Source organism: Mucilaginibacter sp. P5_A4 (genome assembly GCF_056400605.1).
Map to the genome: position 1 here is coordinate 1 of NZ_JBFUKX010000076.1, position 18,540 is coordinate 18,540.

Annotated in this window: 14 protein-coding genes; 6 read left to right on the forward strand and 8 right to left on the reverse strand. The window is 41.8% G+C overall.

What is annotated here, in order from left to right:
* Positions 1–661: 661 nt before the first annotated feature.
* The 4 genes from recO to AC1DQW_RS26155 all read right to left on the reverse strand — a co-directional run bounded on the left by recO (position 662) and on the right by AC1DQW_RS26155 (position 2,378).
* Entirely contained in the window at positions 662–1,387 is a 726-nt protein-coding gene (gene recO, locus AC1DQW_RS26140) for a DNA repair protein RecO (protein ID WP_477456743.1), read from the reverse strand.
* Complete coding sequence (locus tag AC1DQW_RS26145) at positions 1,377–1,745, reverse strand: diacylglycerol kinase (protein WP_477456744.1); 369 nt, start codon at positions 1,743–1,745, stop codon at positions 1,377–1,379. The genes recO and AC1DQW_RS26145 overlap by 11 nt, the downstream gene beginning before the upstream one ends.
* Before the next feature lie 67 nt (positions 1,746–1,812).
* Positions 1,813–2,133 carry a type II toxin-antitoxin system PemK/MazF family toxin gene (locus AC1DQW_RS26150; protein ID WP_477456745.1) on the reverse strand — a complete coding sequence of 107 codons (321 nt, stop codon included), beginning with the start codon at positions 2,131–2,133 and terminating at the stop codon, positions 1,813–1,815.
* Positions 2,124–2,378 (reverse strand): AbrB/MazE/SpoVT family DNA-binding domain-containing protein, encoded by a 255-nt coding sequence (locus tag AC1DQW_RS26155; RefSeq protein WP_477456746.1) that lies wholly within the window; start codon positions 2,376–2,378, stop codon positions 2,124–2,126. Before AC1DQW_RS26155 ends, AC1DQW_RS26150 begins: the two co-directional genes overlap by 10 nt.
* Before the next feature lie 210 nt (positions 2,379–2,588).
* Here AC1DQW_RS26155 and AC1DQW_RS26160 point away from each other — a divergent pair, with 210 nt between their 5' ends.
* Both AC1DQW_RS26160 and AC1DQW_RS26165 read left to right on the forward strand, forming a co-directional pair.
* Entirely contained in the window at positions 2,589–4,922 is a 2,334-nt protein-coding gene (locus tag AC1DQW_RS26160) for an efflux RND transporter permease subunit (protein WP_477456747.1), read from the forward strand.
* Between the two features lie 139 nt (positions 4,923–5,061).
* A complete protein-coding gene (locus AC1DQW_RS26165) occupies positions 5,062–5,838 on the forward strand; it encodes an SDR family oxidoreductase (protein WP_477456748.1) in 777 nt (258 codons plus the stop codon).
* 63 nt (positions 5,839–5,901) lie between these two features.
* On the opposite strand, the gene AC1DQW_RS26170 is transcribed toward AC1DQW_RS26165, so the two are convergent.
* Complete coding sequence (locus AC1DQW_RS26170) at positions 5,902–6,099, reverse strand: hypothetical protein (RefSeq protein WP_477403549.1); 198 nt, start codon at positions 6,097–6,099, stop codon at positions 5,902–5,904.
* An 83-nt stretch (positions 6,100–6,182) separates the two neighbouring features.
* Between AC1DQW_RS26170 and ileS the strand changes: the two genes are divergently transcribed.
* Genes ileS through AC1DQW_RS26185 form a run of 3 tightly spaced genes read left to right on the forward strand, consistent with a single transcriptional unit; the run spans position 6,183 to position 10,556 of the window.
* Positions 6,183–9,566, forward strand: a complete 3,384-nt coding sequence (ileS, locus tag AC1DQW_RS26175; RefSeq protein ID WP_477456749.1) for an isoleucine--tRNA ligase — start codon at positions 6,183–6,185, stop codon at positions 9,564–9,566.
* Positions 9,567–9,950, forward strand: a complete 384-nt coding sequence (locus AC1DQW_RS26180) for a TraR/DksA family transcriptional regulator (protein ID WP_184547488.1) — start codon at positions 9,567–9,569, stop codon at positions 9,948–9,950.
* Positions 9,951–10,556 carry a lipoprotein signal peptidase gene (locus tag AC1DQW_RS26185; RefSeq protein ID WP_477456750.1) on the forward strand — a complete coding sequence of 202 codons (606 nt, stop codon included), beginning with the start codon at positions 9,951–9,953 and terminating at the stop codon, positions 10,554–10,556.
* 211 nt (positions 10,557–10,767) lie between these two features.
* Here AC1DQW_RS26185 and AC1DQW_RS26190 read toward each other — a convergent pair whose 3' ends face one another.
* Positions 10,768–12,309, reverse strand: a complete 1,542-nt coding sequence (locus tag AC1DQW_RS26190; RefSeq protein ID WP_477456751.1) for a Do family serine endopeptidase — start codon at positions 12,307–12,309, stop codon at positions 10,768–10,770.
* A gap of 190 nt (positions 12,310–12,499) precedes the next feature.
* On the opposite strand from AC1DQW_RS26190, the gene dapF reads away from it, so the two are divergent.
* Positions 12,500–13,285 carry a diaminopimelate epimerase gene (gene dapF, locus AC1DQW_RS26195; RefSeq protein ID WP_477456752.1) on the forward strand — a complete coding sequence of 262 codons (786 nt, stop codon included), beginning with the start codon at positions 12,500–12,502 and terminating at the stop codon, positions 13,283–13,285.
* Between the two features lie 314 nt (positions 13,286–13,599).
* On the opposite strand, the gene AC1DQW_RS26200 is transcribed toward dapF, so the two are convergent.
* Positions 13,600–15,270 carry a RagB/SusD family nutrient uptake outer membrane protein gene (locus tag AC1DQW_RS26200; RefSeq protein ID WP_477456753.1) on the reverse strand — a complete coding sequence of 557 codons (1,671 nt, stop codon included), beginning with the start codon at positions 15,268–15,270 and terminating at the stop codon, positions 13,600–13,602.
* A 21-nt stretch (positions 15,271–15,291) separates the two neighbouring features.
* Positions 15,292–18,522, reverse strand: a complete 3,231-nt coding sequence (locus AC1DQW_RS26205; RefSeq protein WP_477456754.1) for a SusC/RagA family TonB-linked outer membrane protein — start codon at positions 18,520–18,522, stop codon at positions 15,292–15,294.
* Positions 18,523–18,540: the final 18 nt, after the last annotated feature.

An 18,540-nucleotide genomic window follows, 5' to 3' on the forward strand; every position in this document is an offset into this window, starting at 1 on the left:
AGCCTAATGGAGCATAAGTAAAAATGGCATTAAATTTTTGTTCAGAAAGATTTATCTCATTCTCCATAATTAAATCTGATCGTTATGAAATCGTTTGGCTGCAAATACAAATGCAACATTGTTATAATGGTTTATAGTGTACCGTATACGTTTGTTTTTTGCGAATGGTTTCTTTTTAGTTAAATTCAGACAGCCTGTATCTTTTAAACCCAAAAAACAGAATCGGGCTCCACGAAAAGTTGTCGATTTATACTTCCTGGTTTTCAGTTTGATCTATATTGAATGAGCCAGACTGGTTTGAAATCGCCCGGGCTGAACAAAAAGTGCCAATATGCTCCGGTAAAAAGGCCTCCCTTTTGTGCGCTTTTTGGTGGAAAAAATGGGAAATTGGGGTGGTTTTTTTTAAAACCGACCGCTTTTCAGAAAAAAATGATGTTTTTTATCAAAAAACACGCAAATTTTCGTCAAAAAATTAGTCTACTAATTCTATAGTGCATATATTTGTCCTAATTGTTATTATCGATCTAACCAATTAGTTCTTTATGGTAAATAATGAGGTCAGTCAACTAAAAAAAAGAGACAGCCATCGGCTTTCTCTTTTTTTGTTTTAATACCCTTTATTTGTCAAATATTAAACATCGATTTTACTATTCAGGCGGCTTTAAGCTAACACCTCCTCCAGCACATCTCCCGAGCGGATGTTTCCAAAGCCCTCAATATGCAGGGCGTAATACTCCATCAATTTATGCACCAGGTACCGCCTTTCATCATTGCTGAATTTTAATTGCTCCATGTTTTCAAAACTGCATTGCAGCACCAGGCTAAAGTTTTGTGTATGCGGGGGCGAAAGGTACATCACACTATCGGGCTTGTATTTAGTAAACGTGCCGTCCTTCAGGTCGAAGTAATCAGCTTTACCAATTAAAAACTTATCAGGGTAAAAACCAAGGTAACGGGTAAGCTGGGTTAAAAACAGCAGGTGAAAGTTGGCTACATTCCCGGTTTGATGATCGAGCCATTCGATGGCGTTAAACACAAAATCAAAAATATTTTCTTCGGCAGATTGCTGCTTTATCGCTTTATACAGCACTTCGTTCAAAAAAATAGCGATACAGCTTTTGATAACATCGTATGGAATAGTTTGCAGCACCGGCGCGTTTTTAAGTTCGGTTATGCGCTGTACGCTGCCGGTATTTTTATGATAAACCACCAGATCGAGCAAATGCAGGGGTTGCAGCATATTACGGCCTATTTTAGCTTTTGGCTTTTTGGCTCCGTTGATAATGTATGATTGCAGGCCAAATTTTTCGGTGAAGATCTGAACGATCACGCTGCTTTCTCCATAGTCCGTTGCTTTAAATACAATGCCCCTGGTTTTATGCAGCATGGGTTATCAATAAAATTAGTTTGGGTAAAAATATAACGATGCCGGTGATGAGCGCAAATAAAGCGGCAATAACCACGGCAGCGGCGCAAACATCTTTCACGTGACCTGCCTTTTCATTGTATCCCGGCGATACCAGGTCGGTAAGGGTTTCAATCCCGGTATTTAAAAGCTCCGTTATTAAAACAATGGCTATACTCAGCATGATCCATTCCCATTCGGCGGACGAAATTTGTAGCCCTCCCCCCAAAACAATGGCAATAAAACTCAAAACCAGGTGAATCCTGAAATTGGGTTGGGTTAATGTAGCATATCTTAAACCTTTAAAAGCAAAGCCAAAACTGCTGATCAGTCTTTTCATGTATCAAAAATACAGGTTTTAGACGTTTTTCCCGCAAAGGCGCCAATATGGGCAGGATTACCAATGCTTAACAAAGCATCTGATTAATAACAAACCTTATATCATTTATCTCATTTAAACTAAGCTTGCCTATGATGTCGCCAATCCTTACCCGGTCAACTGTTCGAATCTGATCTAACATGATAGAACCCTTTTCACTTTTTACTTCACATATTACCCTTGAAGGGTAAGGCTTAAGAGTATGTGTTAATGGGGCAATAATAATTGTTTTTATATACCTGTTCATTTCATCAGGAGACAAAATAACGCATGGTCGGGTTTTATTAACCTCGCTACCTACAGTTGGGTCAAGATTTATCCAATGGATGGAATACTGTTTTATTTCCATGTCCACTCATTGGTATCTTCATCCTCAAAAGTGTCCGGAATAATCAATTCATTGTCGCCTGTTTTCGCCATTTCCCGGAAAGCTTCTGCCCAGCCCTTTCGTTTATGCTCATTGGCAGGACTTATAACAATAGTATTGCCCTTTACTTCGATGTTTATTTCATTTTCAATGAAGCATTGTTTTAAAAAACTCTGTGGCAAAATTACCCCTTTAGAATTTCCTATGTTTCTGATATTAGATTGCATACAATAAAGTTATAACAAATTATAACAAATTACAAATATTGGAGGCCTTTCTTTTGCAATTTTACTTAAGGGGTTTTTAACATAAGACATCTATTGGTTGGATAAAACCCTGTAAAATTTGAGTCGCTTTTTCATTTTCACAAAGTCAAATTGTTCAATCGGCAGATAGATCAAATTTCGTAGTTTAGCGGCGCCCTTAATTTACTGCGCATGTTCTGGAAAAATACAGCATCTTTTATTCTTAAAAACAGGCTCTTCGTGCTGATAAGCGTTGTCGCGCTGAGTGTTTTTATGGGATATGAGGCATCCCGGGTAAAAATAACCTTTAACGGCGGCAAGGTACTTCCCGTTACCGATTCGGCCTATATCCGTTACAACCAGTTTAAAAAAATGTTTGGCCAGGATGCTTCGTCTATGGTGATCGGCATAAAATCAGGTAAGATATTTAACAAGGATGTATTTAACGACTGGTACCAGATAGGTTATAGCCTGAAACAAGTAAAAGGCATTAAGGCGGTAATATCGGCAGCCAACGTTTATAACCTGCAAAAAGATACAACTCAACATCGTTTTGTTATAAAGCCGCTTGTTACCGGGGTACTGCAAAGCGCACAAGCGGTTGATAGCGTGAAACAGCAACTGGCAAACCTGCCATTTTATAAAGGCCTGATTTTAAGCAACGATGGCAAATCAACGTTAATGGCCATTACTTTTGATGATAAAATCATCAATACACCGTACCGGGTACCTATCATTAATAGAATAAAAAAATTAGGCGCGGCTTTTGAGCAAAAGCATGGCATAAAAGTACATTACTCCGGCCTGCCGCTCATCCGTACCGTGGTGGGCGACCTGGTTGCACATGAGTTTTCGATGTTTCTTAGCCTATCGGTATTAATTACGGCGCTGATACTGTTGCTCTTTTTCCGTTCGTTTTTCCCGGTGATTTTCCCGGTGATCATCGTAGTTTTAGGGGTGGTTTGGAGCCTGGGTACATTGGTGCTGATGCACTACGAAATGACTATTCTTACGGGTATCATCCCGCCTCTTGTGGTAGTTATCGGGATTCCCAATACCATATTCATCCTCAATAAGTATTACCACGAGTTTGAACTGAGCGGCCATAAATTACAGGCACTTCACATAGCCATCGAAAAAGCGGGCATAACTACCTTTATAGCTAATGTTACCACAGCTATCGGCTTCGGCGTATTGTGTTTCACTAACAGCGAACTGCTAACCCAGTTTGGTTTGGTTGCCTCCATAAGTATTATGGCCACCTTTGCATTGAGCCTTATCCTGGTGCCTATCATCTTTAGTTATTTACCATCGCCCAAACCGCAAAAAGCAGGCATTAAGGATAGTAAATTAATGAAACAACTACTCATTAGCCTGGATAATTTAGCGCACAACAAACGCAAAGTCGTTTATATAACTACCCTGGTGCTTGTAGTGATATCCGCCATCGGCATTACCAAAATAAATATCAATGGCTATGTTGTTGACGACCTGCCCCAGCACAATAATACCCTGGAAGATCTTAAGTTTTTTGAATCGAACTTTAACGGCGTACTTCCATTGGAAGTAAGTATTGATACCAAACGTAAAAATGGCGTAATGAACCAGGCGGTAATTCGCAAGGTTGAGAAACTGGAACAACTCATATCATCCTACCCGGAGTTTAGCCGGTCGATATCACTGATACAGGTTTTAAAATTCAGCACACAGGCTTTTTATGGCGGCAGCCCCGAATATTACCGCCTGCCCGATGGTTTGGAGCAAAATTTTATCCTCAACTATGCGGGCAACTCGGGCAAAGGCACCAGCGCACTCAACACCTATTTAGATAGCACCCACCAGGTAACAAGGGTTACTTTTGAAATGATTGACGCCGGGTCAAAAAAAATGAACGCGGTCCTGGCCAATCTACAGCCACGTATCGACTCGATATTTAACCCCAAAAAATTCCATGTGGAGCTTACAGGCAGCAGCATTATATTTATAAAGGGTACAAACTACCTGCTTACCAACCTTTACGAGAGCCTGGCCTGGGCCATTTTTTTAATCGCCGGGGTAATGTGGGTCCTGTTCCGTGGTGTAAAAATGATAGCCATTTCTTTACTGCCAAACCTGGTACCATTAATAATTACAGCAGGTATTATGGGCTTCTTTGGCATCCCGCTTAAACCATCAACCATCCTGATATTCAGCATAGCTATGGGGATCTCCAGCGACCAAACCATTTATTTCATCACCCGCTACCGGCACGAGCTGCGCAACAGCAATAAAAGGGTTTCTACAATTGTATCCGATACCATTCGCGAAACCGGGGTAAGCATGATATTTATAGCTACGGTACTTTTCTTTGGTTTTGGCGTGTTTGTGGTATCCAAATTTGGTGGTACGCAGGCATTGGGAATCCTTTTATCTATCACGCTGCTGGTAGCTATGATTAGTAACCTTACCTTGTTGCCGGCATTTTTATTGAGCCTTGAAAAAGGGACAGACCGGAAGAACCTGAAGGGGCCTGATATAGAAGAATAGAAGCCTCACCCTGCCCTCTCCTGAAGGAGAGGGTTCTGAAAAGTGTGGTGGCATCAAAATAAAAACTATCAAATTTGTTAATCAAGTTAAATTTGGGGGGGGGGGCGTTCATGAAGGCGCTGCCATTTAAGTAAGACTTATGGATCTTAAACTCAACAACAAAGTAGCTGTAGTGCTTGCAGCAAGCAAGGGACTTGGCAAGGCAATTGCAACGGCGCTATCTGCCGAAGGGGCAAAGGTTATCATCGGCTCGCGCGATGACGCAGAACTAACCAAAACAGCCAATGAGATAAAACAGCTTACCGGTAACCCGGTTGCGGCCATCCCTGTTGATGTTTCAAATGCCGGCGAGATAAATGCCTTTATAACTAAAGCCGCTGCTGCATTTGGGCGGATCGACATCTTGCTGAATAACGCCGGCGGACCACCATTTGATAAGTTTGAGAACTTTGACGACGAGCAATGGCAAAAGGCTTTTGAGCTCAATCTGCTCAGCTTTGCCCGTTTAAGCAGGTTGGTATTACCACATATGCAAGAAACCGGGAGCGGACGCATCATTAACATCATCAGCGGCTCGGTAAAGGCTGTACTGGGCAACTCGGTACTGTCAACCAGTATGCGGATGGGCGTGGTTGGCATGGCCAAGCTAATGGCCGATGAGTTTGGGCCATACAATATCACTGTAAACAATGTTGCGCCGGGTTTGATACTCACCGATAGAATTAAGCATACTTTCCCTAAAGACGTAGACCCGGAACAAGCAATAAAGGATAAAGCTAAAAGCATTCCGCTGGGACGCATTGGTAAACCGGAAGAACTGGCCGCGCTGGTTGCATTTTTAGCATCTGAACAGGCGGCTTATATTAGCGGGACAACCATTCAGGTTGATGGTGGAGCGAACCGGGCTATTTTTTAATTTCTGAACCGGAATTTATCGAAATAACAGAATTAAAAAATTAGATTCAGCCAAAAAACGCGGCTATTTACTTTCCTTCAAATAATCTATCAGTAAAGTAATAATACTCACTATACCGGCCATGGTTAACCCGGTGGCGCCGCCTTGCATAAGTACCTTCCATTTGGAATCCTGCAGCGCCGGAATAACCATTGATGTCGAAAACAAGATCACGGCTACCAGCAGCATTAGTATAGTACGCTTTACTTTATTATTTTTCACCCCTCTAAATTAAAAAAATCATTTATAAATTCCGTATTTTTGCAACCTCTTAAAAAAGAGGTGATAAAAGGTAGAATATATACATGTACAAAGAATATAAGCAGTTAAACTTATCGCAAACAGGCAAAGAGGTACTGGAGTTTTGGAAACGGAACAACATCTTCGAAAAAAGTATCAGCAGCCGCCCGGCGAGTAACCCTTACACTTTTTACGAAGGGCCGCCGAGCGCAAATGGCATGCCCGGTATTCACCACGTAATGGCGCGTTCTATAAAGGATATTTTTTGCCGCTATAAAACCCTAAAGGGATACCAGGTTAAACGCAAAGGCGGCTGGGATACCCATGGCCTGCCAATTGAGCTGGCTGTTGAAAAAGCCTTAGGAATAACCAAAGACGATATTGGCAAAAAGATAACTGTTAAGGAATATAACGATGCCTGCCGCAAAGAGGTAATGCGCTATACCGATGTATGGAACGACCTGACCGAAAAAATGGGTTATTGGGTTGATTTGAATGACCCATACGTCACCTACAAAAACGAATACATTGAAAGCCTTTGGTGGATACTGAAGCAGCTTTATGATAAAGACCTTTTGTACAAAGGATATACTGTACAGCCTTATTCGCCAAAATCGGGCACGGGCTTAAGCTCCCACGAGCTTAACCAGCCGGGCACCTATAAAATGGTGAAGGATACTACCATTGTTGCCCAGTTTAAAGTAAAACGCGACCAGGATTCCGGATTTTTATTTGAAGGCGTAAATACAGATGTATTTATATTAGCCTGGACAACTACGCCATGGACCCTGCCCTCAAACTGCGCATTAGCAGTAGGGGAGAGCATCACTTACGCTAAAATAAGCACCTTTAACCCTTATACCTACGAGCCAATTTGCGTTGTTTTAGCAAAAGATCTGGTTAAAAAATACTTTAAGGCAGAAGGTGAAACCGCGTCTTTTGAAGATTACAAAGGCGGCGATAAAATCATTCCATGGAAATTACTGGCAGAGTGTAAAGGAAGCCAGCTATTGGGCATCCACTACGAACAACTGATGCCTTACGTAAGCAATGATGACCTGGAGAAAAACGCCTTCCGTGTTATCCCTGCCGATTTTGTTACTACCGAAGATGGTACCGGCATCGTGCACACGGCATCTGTTTTTGGTGCGGATGACTTCCGGGCCTGTAAAGAGAACAACGTACCATCGGTAATGGTAAAGGACGAAAACGGTAAAGAAGTTCCACTTGTTGATAAACAAGGTCGTTTTGTTAACGAGGTTAACGATTTTGCGGGTTACTACGTTAAAGAAGAATACTATAGCGATGCAGAACGCGCCGAGCCGGGTTTTAAACCTACCGACGTACTGATCTCTATCAAACTAAAAACTGAGAATAAAGCATTCGATGTTAAAAAATACGAGCACAGCTACCCGCACTCCTGGCGCTCAGATGAGCCTATTTTATACTACCCCTTAGATAGCTGGTTTATCCGCACTACGGCGGTAAAGGATAAAATGGTAGCGCTCAACAAAACCATTAACTGGAAACCGGAATCGACCGGGACCGGCCGCTTTGGCAACTGGCTGGAAAATTTGGTGGATTGGAATCTTTCCCGCTCCCGTTACTGGGGTACTCCGTTGCCTATCTGGCGCGAAGAAAATGGCGGCGAAGAGAAATGTATCGGTTCCATAGCCGAGCTGAATGCCGAAATTGAAAAAGCTATCGCGGCAGGCTTTATGCCGGCAGGCTTTACATTGGAAGATATGCACCGCCCTTATGTTGATGACGTGATATTAACTTCATCAAGCGGCAACAAAATGTTCCGCGAGCCTGACCTGATTGATGTTTGGTTCGATTCGGGCGCTATGCCCTACGCGCAATGGCATTTCCCTTTCGAAAATAAAGAGGAGTTTGCCAATGCCTACCCTGCCGATTTTATTGCCGAAGGGGTTGATCAAACCCGTGGATGGTTCTTTACCCTGCATGCCATAGCCGTAATGCTGAGCGAGTGCAGCGACGAGGTAAGAACGGTGAATGAACGGGTTGGCAACGGTGGTGTTGCGTTTAAGAATGTGATCTCGAACGGGTTGGTTTTGGATAAGAACGGTAACAAAATGTCTAAGCGTTTAGGCAACGGTGTTGATCCGTTTGAAACCATTGAGCAGTTTGGCGCCGATGCCCCCCGCTGGTACATGATCAGCAATGCATCGCCATGGGATAACCTGAAGTTTAATACCGACGGGATAGATGAGGTTCGCCGCAAGTTCTTCGGCACATTATACAATACCTATTCATTTTTCGTACTGTATGCCAATATTGATAAGTTCTCTTACAGCGAAGCCGAAATAGCAATAAGCAAACGCCCGGAGATTGACCGCTGGATCATATCGCTATTAAACACCCTTACCCTGGAGGTAGATGGTTTTTATGCCGATTTTGAGCCTACCAAAGCGGCCCGTGCCATACAGGAATTTGTTGACGCTCATTTCAGCAACTGGTTTATCCGCTTAAGCCGCCGCCGTTTCTGGCGGTCGGATAACTCGGATGATAAGTTATCTGCTTACCAGACGTTATATACCTGTTTAATTACCATCAGTAAATTAATGTCGCCCATAGCGCCTTTCTTTTCCGATAGATTATATAACGATCTGAACAGCGTTACCGGTAAAGAGCCCTTTGAATCAGTTCACCTGGCTTACTTCCCTGAATATCAAAAAGAACTGGTAGATACCGACCTGGAAGAACGAATGAAACTGGCACAGGATATATCATCCCTGGTGTTATCATTACGTAAAAAGATCGACATCAATGTGCGTCGCCCGCTAAGCAAGATTCTTTTACCTATATTAGATAAAGACTTTAAGGTACATGTGGAACAGGTAAAAGAGCTGATATTATCTGAAACAAACATCAAAGATATTGAGTACATTACCGACACTGCAGGCTTTATTAAAAAGAAGATAAAACCAAACTTTAAGGCCCTTGGCCAGAAAGTAGGTAAAGACATGAAGGCTGTTGCCGAGGCTATAAACAATTTTACAAGTGAAGATATAGCTTCTTTAGAAGCAAACGGAAGTATTGCCGTACTTGATAATAAATATTTGATACTTGATACAGAAGTAGATATCATTGCTGAAGATGTGCCGGGCTGGCAAGTTGCAAATATGGGCAAACTAACCGTGGCTTTAGATGTTACCATATCCAACGAATTAAAGCAGGAGGGTATAGCACGAGAGTTAATTAACCGGATCCAAAACCTGCGCAAGGAGAAAGGATTTGAAGTAACGGATAAGATAAATGTAAACCTTAGTGACCACCCTTACATCAGTGAAGCGGTGAAGAATAATTTATCCTATATTTGCGCCGAAATTTTGGCGGTAAGCATTGTGCTTGATAGCCAGTTAAATAAAGGTGATTTAGTCACCATTGATGGAAATGAAATTTTTATTGTTATTAGTAAAATATAAATGAAAGTAGAAAACGAAAAAACCAGGTATTCCGAGTCAGACCTGCAGGAATTTAAAGCACTCATACTGGATAAGCTACGTATTGCTAAAGAAGAATTAAACTCGCTTGCAACTTCATTAAGCTCACCAAATGCTAACGGAACTGATGACACGGCAGGCACCTACAAAACACTGGAAGATGGCTCGGCCACATTGGAAAAAGAGCAAATAAACCAGTTAGCTGCCCGCCAGAAAAAATTTATTGATCAGCTGGAAGCTGCTCTTGTACGTATCGAGAACAAAACTTATGGTATTTGCCGCGAAACCGGCAAACTGATCCCGAAAGAGCGCTTACGTGCCGTACCGCACACCACCATGACCATGGAAGCCAAATTAAAGCAATAAATGAAGGCAGCTTACACTAAACCTTTTTTAACTGCTGCATTTATAATTCTTGCCGACCAGATCATTAAGACCTGGGTAAGGGGGCACATGTACATGGGCGAAGAGATTCGCTTTTTGGGTAACCGCGGTATGCTGCACTACACCGAAAACAATGGCATGGCCTTCGGCATGGAGTGGGGCGGCGATGCCGGTAAGCTGGCGCTAACGTTGTTTCGTATTTTTGCGGTTTGTGGGATTGTTTATTGTCTTGTTTACCTTATAAAACATAAGTATCATCGCGGGCTTATCATGAACGTCGCGCTTATTTTAGCCGGTGCGGTTGGTAATATTATCGATTCAACTTTTTATGGGGTTATGTACAAATACGCGCCGCTGTTCCATGGCCGTGTGGTTGATATGTTTTACTTCCCGCTGTTAAAAGGCACTTATCCATCATGGTTCCCGTTATGGGCCAATGAGCCCTTTGAGTTTTTCAGGCCGGTATTTAACCTTGCCGACTCGGCTATTTGTGTAGGTGTAATCATGATATTGCTATATCAAAAGCGCTACTTTAAACACGAAATACCAGAAGTGGCCAGTCCGAATAGTGAAATGGTTGAGGAATAAAAGAAACTAAATATAATTAAAAAAGCCGCTAAATGCGGCTTTTTTGGTTTATTGGAGATTTCTGTCTCCATAGTCTTTTTCTCGCAGGCCATTCCTAAATGCCGTTTCCAGTACTTTGTTTCCTTACAAACTACTGCTCAAAACAAAAAGCCCGACTCGCGGCTCGCGGCCGAGCTTTTTGTTAAATATCTGCACATTTGCATATCCGGGCTTACTGCACCTGGAACATATTGTTAAAGTTTGTTCCATCCGGATAATAGCCTGAAATTACCAGGTTACCATTGCGCAGGTTGGTTATCACTTTATCAATATCAGCCACACTGTTAATAGGTGATTTATTGATGCTGGTGATGATAGAACCAACCGGAATTTCAAAGCTATCAAATACCCTTCCTTCGCGGACCTGGGTTACCAGAACACCGGAGTTTACATGAAACTTAGCCTTTTGAGCCTGGGTTAATGGCTGAAAGCCCGCACCCAGTTTATTAAACAATTCTTCTGCCGATTTTGAAACTGCAGCAACGCGGGCTGTTGGGTTTGCATCAGCTTTAAGTGTCACGGCAAAATTCTTTTCTTTGCCATCGCGAAGCACGGTAAGATTTATTTTATCCCCAGGCTGCATACGGCCCACATGTTCCTGCAGGTCTGATGATTCATAAACGGGAATACCCTCTACTTTTGCGATAATATCGCCTTTTTGAATCCCTGCTTGCTGTGCACCTCCGCCATCAACCAGTTCATTAACATATAAGCCGGTTGTGTTGCTGATATTAAATTTTTGAGCTGCATCCGGATTAAGCTCTGTAAAGCTCACGCCAATAAATCCGCGTTTTACCGAGCCAAACTTTTTAATATCATTCAATACCTTTTTAGCAAGGTTAACCGGGATAGCAAAGCCGTAGCCTTCATATGAGCCGGTGTGCGATGCAATCGCGGCGTTAATGCCTATCAACTCACCTTTGGTATTTACAAGAGCCCCGCCGCTATTGCCGGGGTTAATAGCAGCATCTGTTTGAATAAACGACTCAATGGCTTTATTAAGCTTTGGTGTGGCCGACTGGTTACGGCTTCGCCCGAATGGGTTGCTCTCGTCCTGGTTGTTCTCGCTGCCAATAATACCAATGTTGCGGCCTTTAGCACTTATGATACCCGCAGTAACAGTTGATGTTAAATTAAACGGATTACCAACAGCCAAAACCCATTCACCAACGCGGGCATCGTCAGAGTTGCCTAATTTAACAATAGGCAGGTCGGTAGCGCTGATCTTGATCAGCGCCAGATCGGTACTTGGATCGGTACCAATCACTTTTGCCTGAAAGGTGCGGTGATCATTTGTAGCAACGGTAATCTTATCAGCTTTATCAACTACGTGATTATTGGTTACAATGTAACCATCGTTCGAGATAATGACACCCGAACCAGAGGCCATCTGCGGTCCCTGCGGACGTATACGCTGACCGAACATATCACCAAACATCTGCTCTAACTGATCCTGACCACTGCCTCCTGATTGACTGCTGTACGTAGTACGAATGTAAACTACAGCCGGGGTCACTGCCGAGGCGGCCTCGGTAAAATCAAGCGAGCCGGTTGATGATACCACCGATGCTGATGGGTTGCTGGTGAAATAAACCTTTTGTTTGTCCTCAAAGCTTAGGTTATCCGCGTATTTATTCTCGATAACTTTGTACGCGCCTAAAGCCAGGGCTCCTCCTGCAAAAGCGGTTAATAATGTTAAACCAATCTTTTTCATCTTTATATTTGCCTTTCTTTGTTTATGTGAATTAAATTTAACAAATCAAATTTAATACCATATAGACTACATAATCAATGATTAGTTATCAGGATTTTTGTTAAAATTTGTTAAATTGTTTTTACTTAGCTGCATTGGTTGCTACAAAGGTTAGGCTACAGGTAAGTAACTGATATTAAATGATATTATTGTGAAGATACGATTTTATAAATACCAGGGCGCAGGTAATGATTTTATCCTGGTTGACAACCGTGAAAACATAGTTGACCATAGCGACCCGAGGCTGATAGCCCACCTCTGCGACCGCCGTTTTGGAATTGGCGGCGACGGCATGATGTTTCTGCAAAATAAAGCTGGGTTTGATTTTGAAATGGTATACTACAATGCCGACGGCCAGCCCAGCAGTATGTGCGGTAACGGAGGCAGGTGTATTGTTGCCTTTGCTAAATTTTTAGGCATCATTAAAAACGAAACTGTTTTTTTGGCAGTTGACGGCCCGCATAATGCCAAAATTACAGACGAGGGGGATTGGGTGAGCCTGCAGATGATCGATGTAAACGAATTAAAGACCGACCTGGATGCTTATGTACTCAACACAGGCTCTCCGCACTATGTAAAACTGGTTGAAGACCTGGAGCATCGTGATGTTTTTCATGAAGGCCGGGCTATCCGTAATAATGCTACTTACCGCAAGAAAGGTATTAACGTGAATTTTGTAGAACCAACAGAGGACGGATACTTCGTTCGCACCTTTGAACGTGGCGTTGAGGATGAAACCTTTGCCTGCGGCACCGGGGTTACCGCGGTAGCACTTGCCATGGCCAGCCATAACCAGCTAACAGGGCACATTGATACACCAATAAAAGTACTTGGGGGCAACCTTAATATTCGCTTTAATTATGATGGCAAAGTGTTTTCGGATATATTTTTAGAAGGGCCTGCCGTGCAGGTGTTTGAAGGTGTTGTGGACATATAGCAATCGATCCACTTAATATAACCTGAGTTAGAGATAAGAAATAGTCTGAGATATTCTACTGTTCCGTTCCGCAATGTGGATAGAACACACTAAAAACAGGCAACATAACAATAATTCACTTTAAATTATTGATTACAAACAACTTATACTCATTAAATTTTATTTTTTGTACGACAAACATTGTCGTACAGGCATCTTTTTTAATGTCGAAACAGGGAAAACACACAACTTCAGGAATAATATAAAAGGCCGTGCATTTGCTTGCACGACCTTAACAGTAATATTAACTGAAATTATATAAAGAACGATACAAATCAATTAGGGTTTTTGATTGGAGCGCTACCAGCAGCAGGAGGATTGATAACATATTCATCCGCAGGCACATCCCAATAATCAAGAAAATCATAGTTAATAGTTGCGCGAGTATTCAAAACTCCATCCGATCCAAGCACTACCGCATTTGTACGTCCCCCGCCTTTAGATACGTCGTCTATGATCCCCCATCGCCTTGCATCATAGAAAGCAAGCCCTCTAAACACTAATGCGACTCTGCGTTCTCTTCTTAGTTCTTCTTTTGCATCTGCTAAGCTTAATGCACTGCTCAAAGCAGCTAACCCGGCTCCCTGGTAAGTTCTAACGTTGTTAATGCTCAATAACCCGGAAGGTATATCGCCGGTGTTTATTAAAGCTTCTGCTTTCATGAGCTCATTCTCTTCGTAGCTCCCTGCTATATACAATTCATAGTTACCCGGGGTTTTATCACTAAGAACCGCTACACCACCTTTACCAACACCGTTGGCATCCAATAATTGCCACCTGGTACTAAAGGTAAAACCACCCACCTGGTTTGTATATTGATTCGTTGCGAAATTAGTAGCGAGCCTTTTATCACCTGTTTTATATTCCTGAATTAATCTTTCACTAACTTTAAAAGCCGTTGATTTAGGCAAGCCGGTTGTCATAGCTGCAACAGATCCGCCACTTGCTGAGAAAAATCCGTTGGTAGCTGAGGTGCGACCGGTGAAAACAAAATCGTCCGATTTAATGCCCGCATTTACCAATGTTAAAACTGCGCTCCAATCAGCTGCGGTCATCGCACTTAATCTTTTGTTTACTAATAAGTTGCGCGCTTTCATTGTGTTGATATTCCTGATCCACATATCTGTAGTAAGTACGGTTGACGATGACCCTCCTTTACCTGTTTGAACAAAACCCGGCAATAATTTACCCAAAACTGTACTGTAGTCTGATGTGCTCGTAATAGCACTTAATAGAGCGCTTGCCTGATCAAAGTTTTTATTCGCCTCCGTAATCATGGCTGCGCTTGTAACATAAGTTGATACCAGGGCAGATGTATTGCCAACTCCAACGGTGTTATTAATAATACCTGCGTAATAAACCGATCCTATTTTTGAATATGCAAACCCTTTCCACCAATAGGCCCAGGCTTTTATAGTATTCTTTTTTGTTTCAGCATTGCCCGTGAATTTTATATTATCAACTAATGCTAATACCTGGTTACAGGCATTGTTTAATGAATACATGTAGGCCCACTCATAAAAAAACATATTAGCCGGCTTTTTATCACGTGCATTACTTATTCTTATTACACTTTTTGAAGGAGATGTATTAGTGATCTTATTGCCATTATCAAGTATTACATAATCTGGCAGATTAACCACGTTGATGTTTTGATTAGATGCTTCGGCCGATATATTGTCACCCAATAGTTCATGGTAACCAATCCCCAATGAAAAATAACTATCGCCCAACCAATTTTGGTTAGCAATTATAGTAGGATTGTTTCCATTAAATCCATTTATGTAAACCGCCGCGGTTGATAGCGAAATAATTCCCGGTTCATCCTTTGCCTGCTCTATTGTTGGTGAATTGGGGTTTTTTACGTCCAGTTCCTTTTTGCAGGATGCCACACCTAACAGGGCAATAGCTGCAAAATAAATTGATAAATATTTATATTTTTTCATGTTTTTAGTTTAATAGTTCAATTAAAATCCAAGGCTTAATCCTAATTGATATGATTTATTATTGGGAGTTGAGTCATGATCTACCCCCCTGTCAAATGATGAATTTGAAGTGCCCGAGCTTATTTCAGGATCAAATCCGGTGTATTTGGTAAACGTTAAAATATTACGGGCTGCAAACGTTAATACTACTCTTCTGAAAACTTTATTAGCTATAAGCGAAGTGAAATCGTACCCCACAGAAAGATTTCTTAACCTAACAAAAGATGCATCCTCATAAAAATAATCTTTAGTCCCGTTACGGGCCGGGCCGTTCCTTGCTCCAAAATAATCAGCATATACGCTTCGGTAATATGCTGTATAGGCTGCTGTTTGGCCATCTATAGTTACCGGTTTATCATAATCGCTGCTTATGCCATCACGATACATCCATTCTCTGGTTTGGTTATATAAATGGCTTCCATGAACCCAGTCGAACTGAAAATTGAATGAGAGGTTTTTATAATTGAAACTATTAATAAACGACATGTTGAACTTAGGGTTTGGGTCGCCTAACGCATAAACCTCATTGGTAAACTGAACGCCTTTTGTTGTTTTGTTTACAACCCTGCCTTCTACAATTTCATATTGGTTATAATCTGCAGGCTGGATATAGGCGACACCCGCCTGGTTTTTTTGATCAAGGCTTGTTAACGCCTTATAACCATAAATCTGGCCAATTTTTGCCCCGGCTATCAAAACCTCCTGGGTGCTGCCGGCGGCCGATGTTAAGATAATTGGCGGACCGTTTATTTTATCAATTTTTGATGTTTGGTGACTAAAATTGGTGGTTACATTCCAATTAAAATTTCTTGCCTTCAACACGTTGATATTTACAGATGCCTGAATACCATTTGATGACATATCAATTGCGTTGGTTTTTAATGTAAGCGGGCCTGTTGAAGGCGCAACACTAACATCATAAATTATATTGCTGCCTTTACGGTTCCAATAAGTTACACTTAAATTAATGTCACTCAGCCAGCTTCCATCAAGGCCTTTAATACCGATATCGGTACCCGCTTCAAACTCCCTTGATACCTCAACATTCAGATTCGGGTTTTTTTGAGCATTTAGCAACGCAAACGTTAAAGCACTGCCAACGTTTTTAGGATCTAATGTGGGATATCTGTCAAAAGCGCCGGGCTGTATACCCGCTTTACCATAGGCCGCTCTTAATTTAAACTCCGGTATGCGATTACCCAAGCTACTGTTTCTCCAAAAATCAAACGATGACGGTCTTAAGTAGGCATTTGCATTTGGAAATGTAAATGGCTTTGAACCCTGGCCAAATGCAGATGAATAATCACTTCTGAATCCTCCGCCGATACCTCCATATTCTCCGATATCAATTTTTTGGTTTACAACATAGCCATAGGTTACAAAAGGCTCTGTGTAATCCTGCAGTACCTGTTGTGTTTGCGTTTGCTGGAAGTTGTATATTGGATAGCTTGGTAAGCTGTATCCATATGAAAGGAACTGATTGAGATGATTTTTCCTATAGTCGTATTGTAATAAAGTACTGGTTGTTATAGGAACGTTTAAGTGGAAATCCTTCTCAAAGTCGGTTCTGATAGTAGCCGATCCGTTAAAGTTTTGAAATGTTGTATTGTTACTTTGCTTATCAACCTCGCCGGTATTATCAGCATTATTATTAAGTGATACCCAGCTTTCTGTATCATTTGAGTTGGCGTTTCCGGATTGGTTTTGATAAATATAATTTATATCCTGGTGTGTGTTGTTTATCCCGTATTTGGCACTCAGTTCAATAAACTTATTGATCTTGTAATCAGCCTGAATGTTTTCAATAATATCTATCCTGTTATCCTTTTTGCTTGCATATTGTAAATTATAAAAAGGATTACTTCCGTTAACGCTCACTGTACCTGAGTTTAGTGAATAGGGATAATTTCCATCAGGTAATTTTTGATTAAAATCATAAAAAGGAGAAGAGTTAAGCGCGTTAAATATTGCGTTTCCGCCTATACCGAATGATGGGTTAAGGGTGTTTTTTGTATATATTAATTGTGTGGTTGATCTAAGTGTAAACCCTTTAAACAGTTCGGTCCCAATATTTGCGGTTAAATTGGTTCTGTCATTATATCCATTTCTAACAATATTACTTTCCTGGTGATTGTTGGATATGGTTAAAGCGTAATCACTTTTTTCCGATCCGCCGGATACAGCTACACTATTATTACGCGTGTAGGCCGTACGGAATAATTGTTTAAGGTGATCATAATACTTAAGGTTGGTGCCATACTGCTGATGTGCCGTATTTAATGGGTTCGACATTGCAGTAGGGTTTCCATTTCCCGAAGGATAAGCCCATGTAATACCAGGGAAAGTACCATCTTCATCCAGTTTAATAATGTTACCACTGCCATCTATAAAATTTCCGTTAGCATCGGTTTTAAAACTGCTTAGCTTGGCCTGGTGTACATTACCGTTATTGATATAACTACCTGCCGCAACACTGCTCGATAGATCGATCTTAACGTTTCCCTGAACCCCTTTTTTGGTAAAGACCTGGATTACACCATTTGCACCCTGAGCACCATAGATGGTTGACGCGGCCGCACCTTGTACAACCTCAATATGATCAACAGTTGATTGATCAATCAAACTGATATCGGTAGACCTCGCTTCAACCCCGTCTATCAAAATCATTGGGGAAGTACCGCCTTGTATGGTATTGATACCCCGAAGAACGATATTAGTGCGGGCGCCGGGTGAACCATCCACAGACGAAATCTGGGCGCCGGCAATTTTTCCCACCAGGGCCTGTTCAATTGAAGCTTGCGGGGAGGGTGGTAAATTTTTTCCGGAGATAGATTCAACAGCAATTCCTAAGCGAGCTTTGCTTGTTGCTACACCAGATCCCGTTACTACCACTTCGTTTAATTGTTTGTAGTCATTGGCCAAGGCAATATTAATCACATTGCTGCTGCCAACCGGCACCTCGGTTTTTGCAAATCCAATAAAGGAGAAAACCAATGTACTACCTGTTGAGGGTACACTTATGGAAAACTTACCGACCCCGGAAGTTTGCGTACCTATACGCGTACCTTTTATGGTAACGCTTACCCCCGGGACAGGTAAGCCATCGTCTTTACTTGTTACAGTGCCGGTAATAGTTCGATTCTGGGCATAAGCATATTGGCAAAATAATGCCAATAGAATCCCCGTCAAGTTTTTGAGAAAACTTTTTTTCATACTTTGATCAGTTATTAG

Coding starts and splice junctions, on each gene's coding strand:
- AC1DQW_RS26205 (WP_477456754.1), bottom strand. CDS start 18,522: ATGAAAAAAAGTTTTCTCAAAAACTTGACGGGGATTCTATTGGCATTA.
- AC1DQW_RS26145 (WP_477456744.1), bottom strand. CDS start 1,745: ATGAAAAGACTGATCAGCAGTTTTGGCTTTGCTTTTAAAGGTTTAAGA.
- AC1DQW_RS26190 (WP_477456751.1), bottom strand. CDS start 12,309: ATGAAAAAGATTGGTTTAACATTATTAACCGCTTTTGCAGGAGGAGCC.
- recO (WP_477456743.1), bottom strand. CDS start 1,387: ATGCTGCATAAAACCAGGGGCATTGTATTTAAAGCAACGGACTATGGA.
- AC1DQW_RS26185 (WP_477456750.1), top strand. CDS start 9,951: ATGAAGGCAGCTTACACTAAACCTTTTTTAACTGCTGCATTTATAATT.
- ileS (WP_477456749.1), top strand. CDS start 6,183: ATGTACAAAGAATATAAGCAGTTAAACTTATCGCAAACAGGCAAAGAG.
- AC1DQW_RS26200 (WP_477456753.1), bottom strand. CDS start 15,270: ATGAAAAAATATAAATATTTATCAATTTATTTTGCAGCTATTGCCCTG.
- AC1DQW_RS26165 (WP_477456748.1), top strand. CDS start 5,062: ATGGATCTTAAACTCAACAACAAAGTAGCTGTAGTGCTTGCAGCAAGC.
- AC1DQW_RS26180 (WP_184547488.1), top strand. CDS start 9,567: ATGAAAGTAGAAAACGAAAAAACCAGGTATTCCGAGTCAGACCTGCAG.
- AC1DQW_RS26155 (WP_477456746.1), bottom strand. CDS start 2,378: ATGCAATCTAATATCAGAAACATAGGAAATTCTAAAGGGGTAATTTTG.
- AC1DQW_RS26160 (WP_477456747.1), top strand. CDS start 2,589: ATGTTCTGGAAAAATACAGCATCTTTTATTCTTAAAAACAGGCTCTTC.
- AC1DQW_RS26150 (WP_477456745.1), bottom strand. CDS start 2,133: ATGGAAATAAAACAGTATTCCATCCATTGGATAAATCTTGACCCAACT.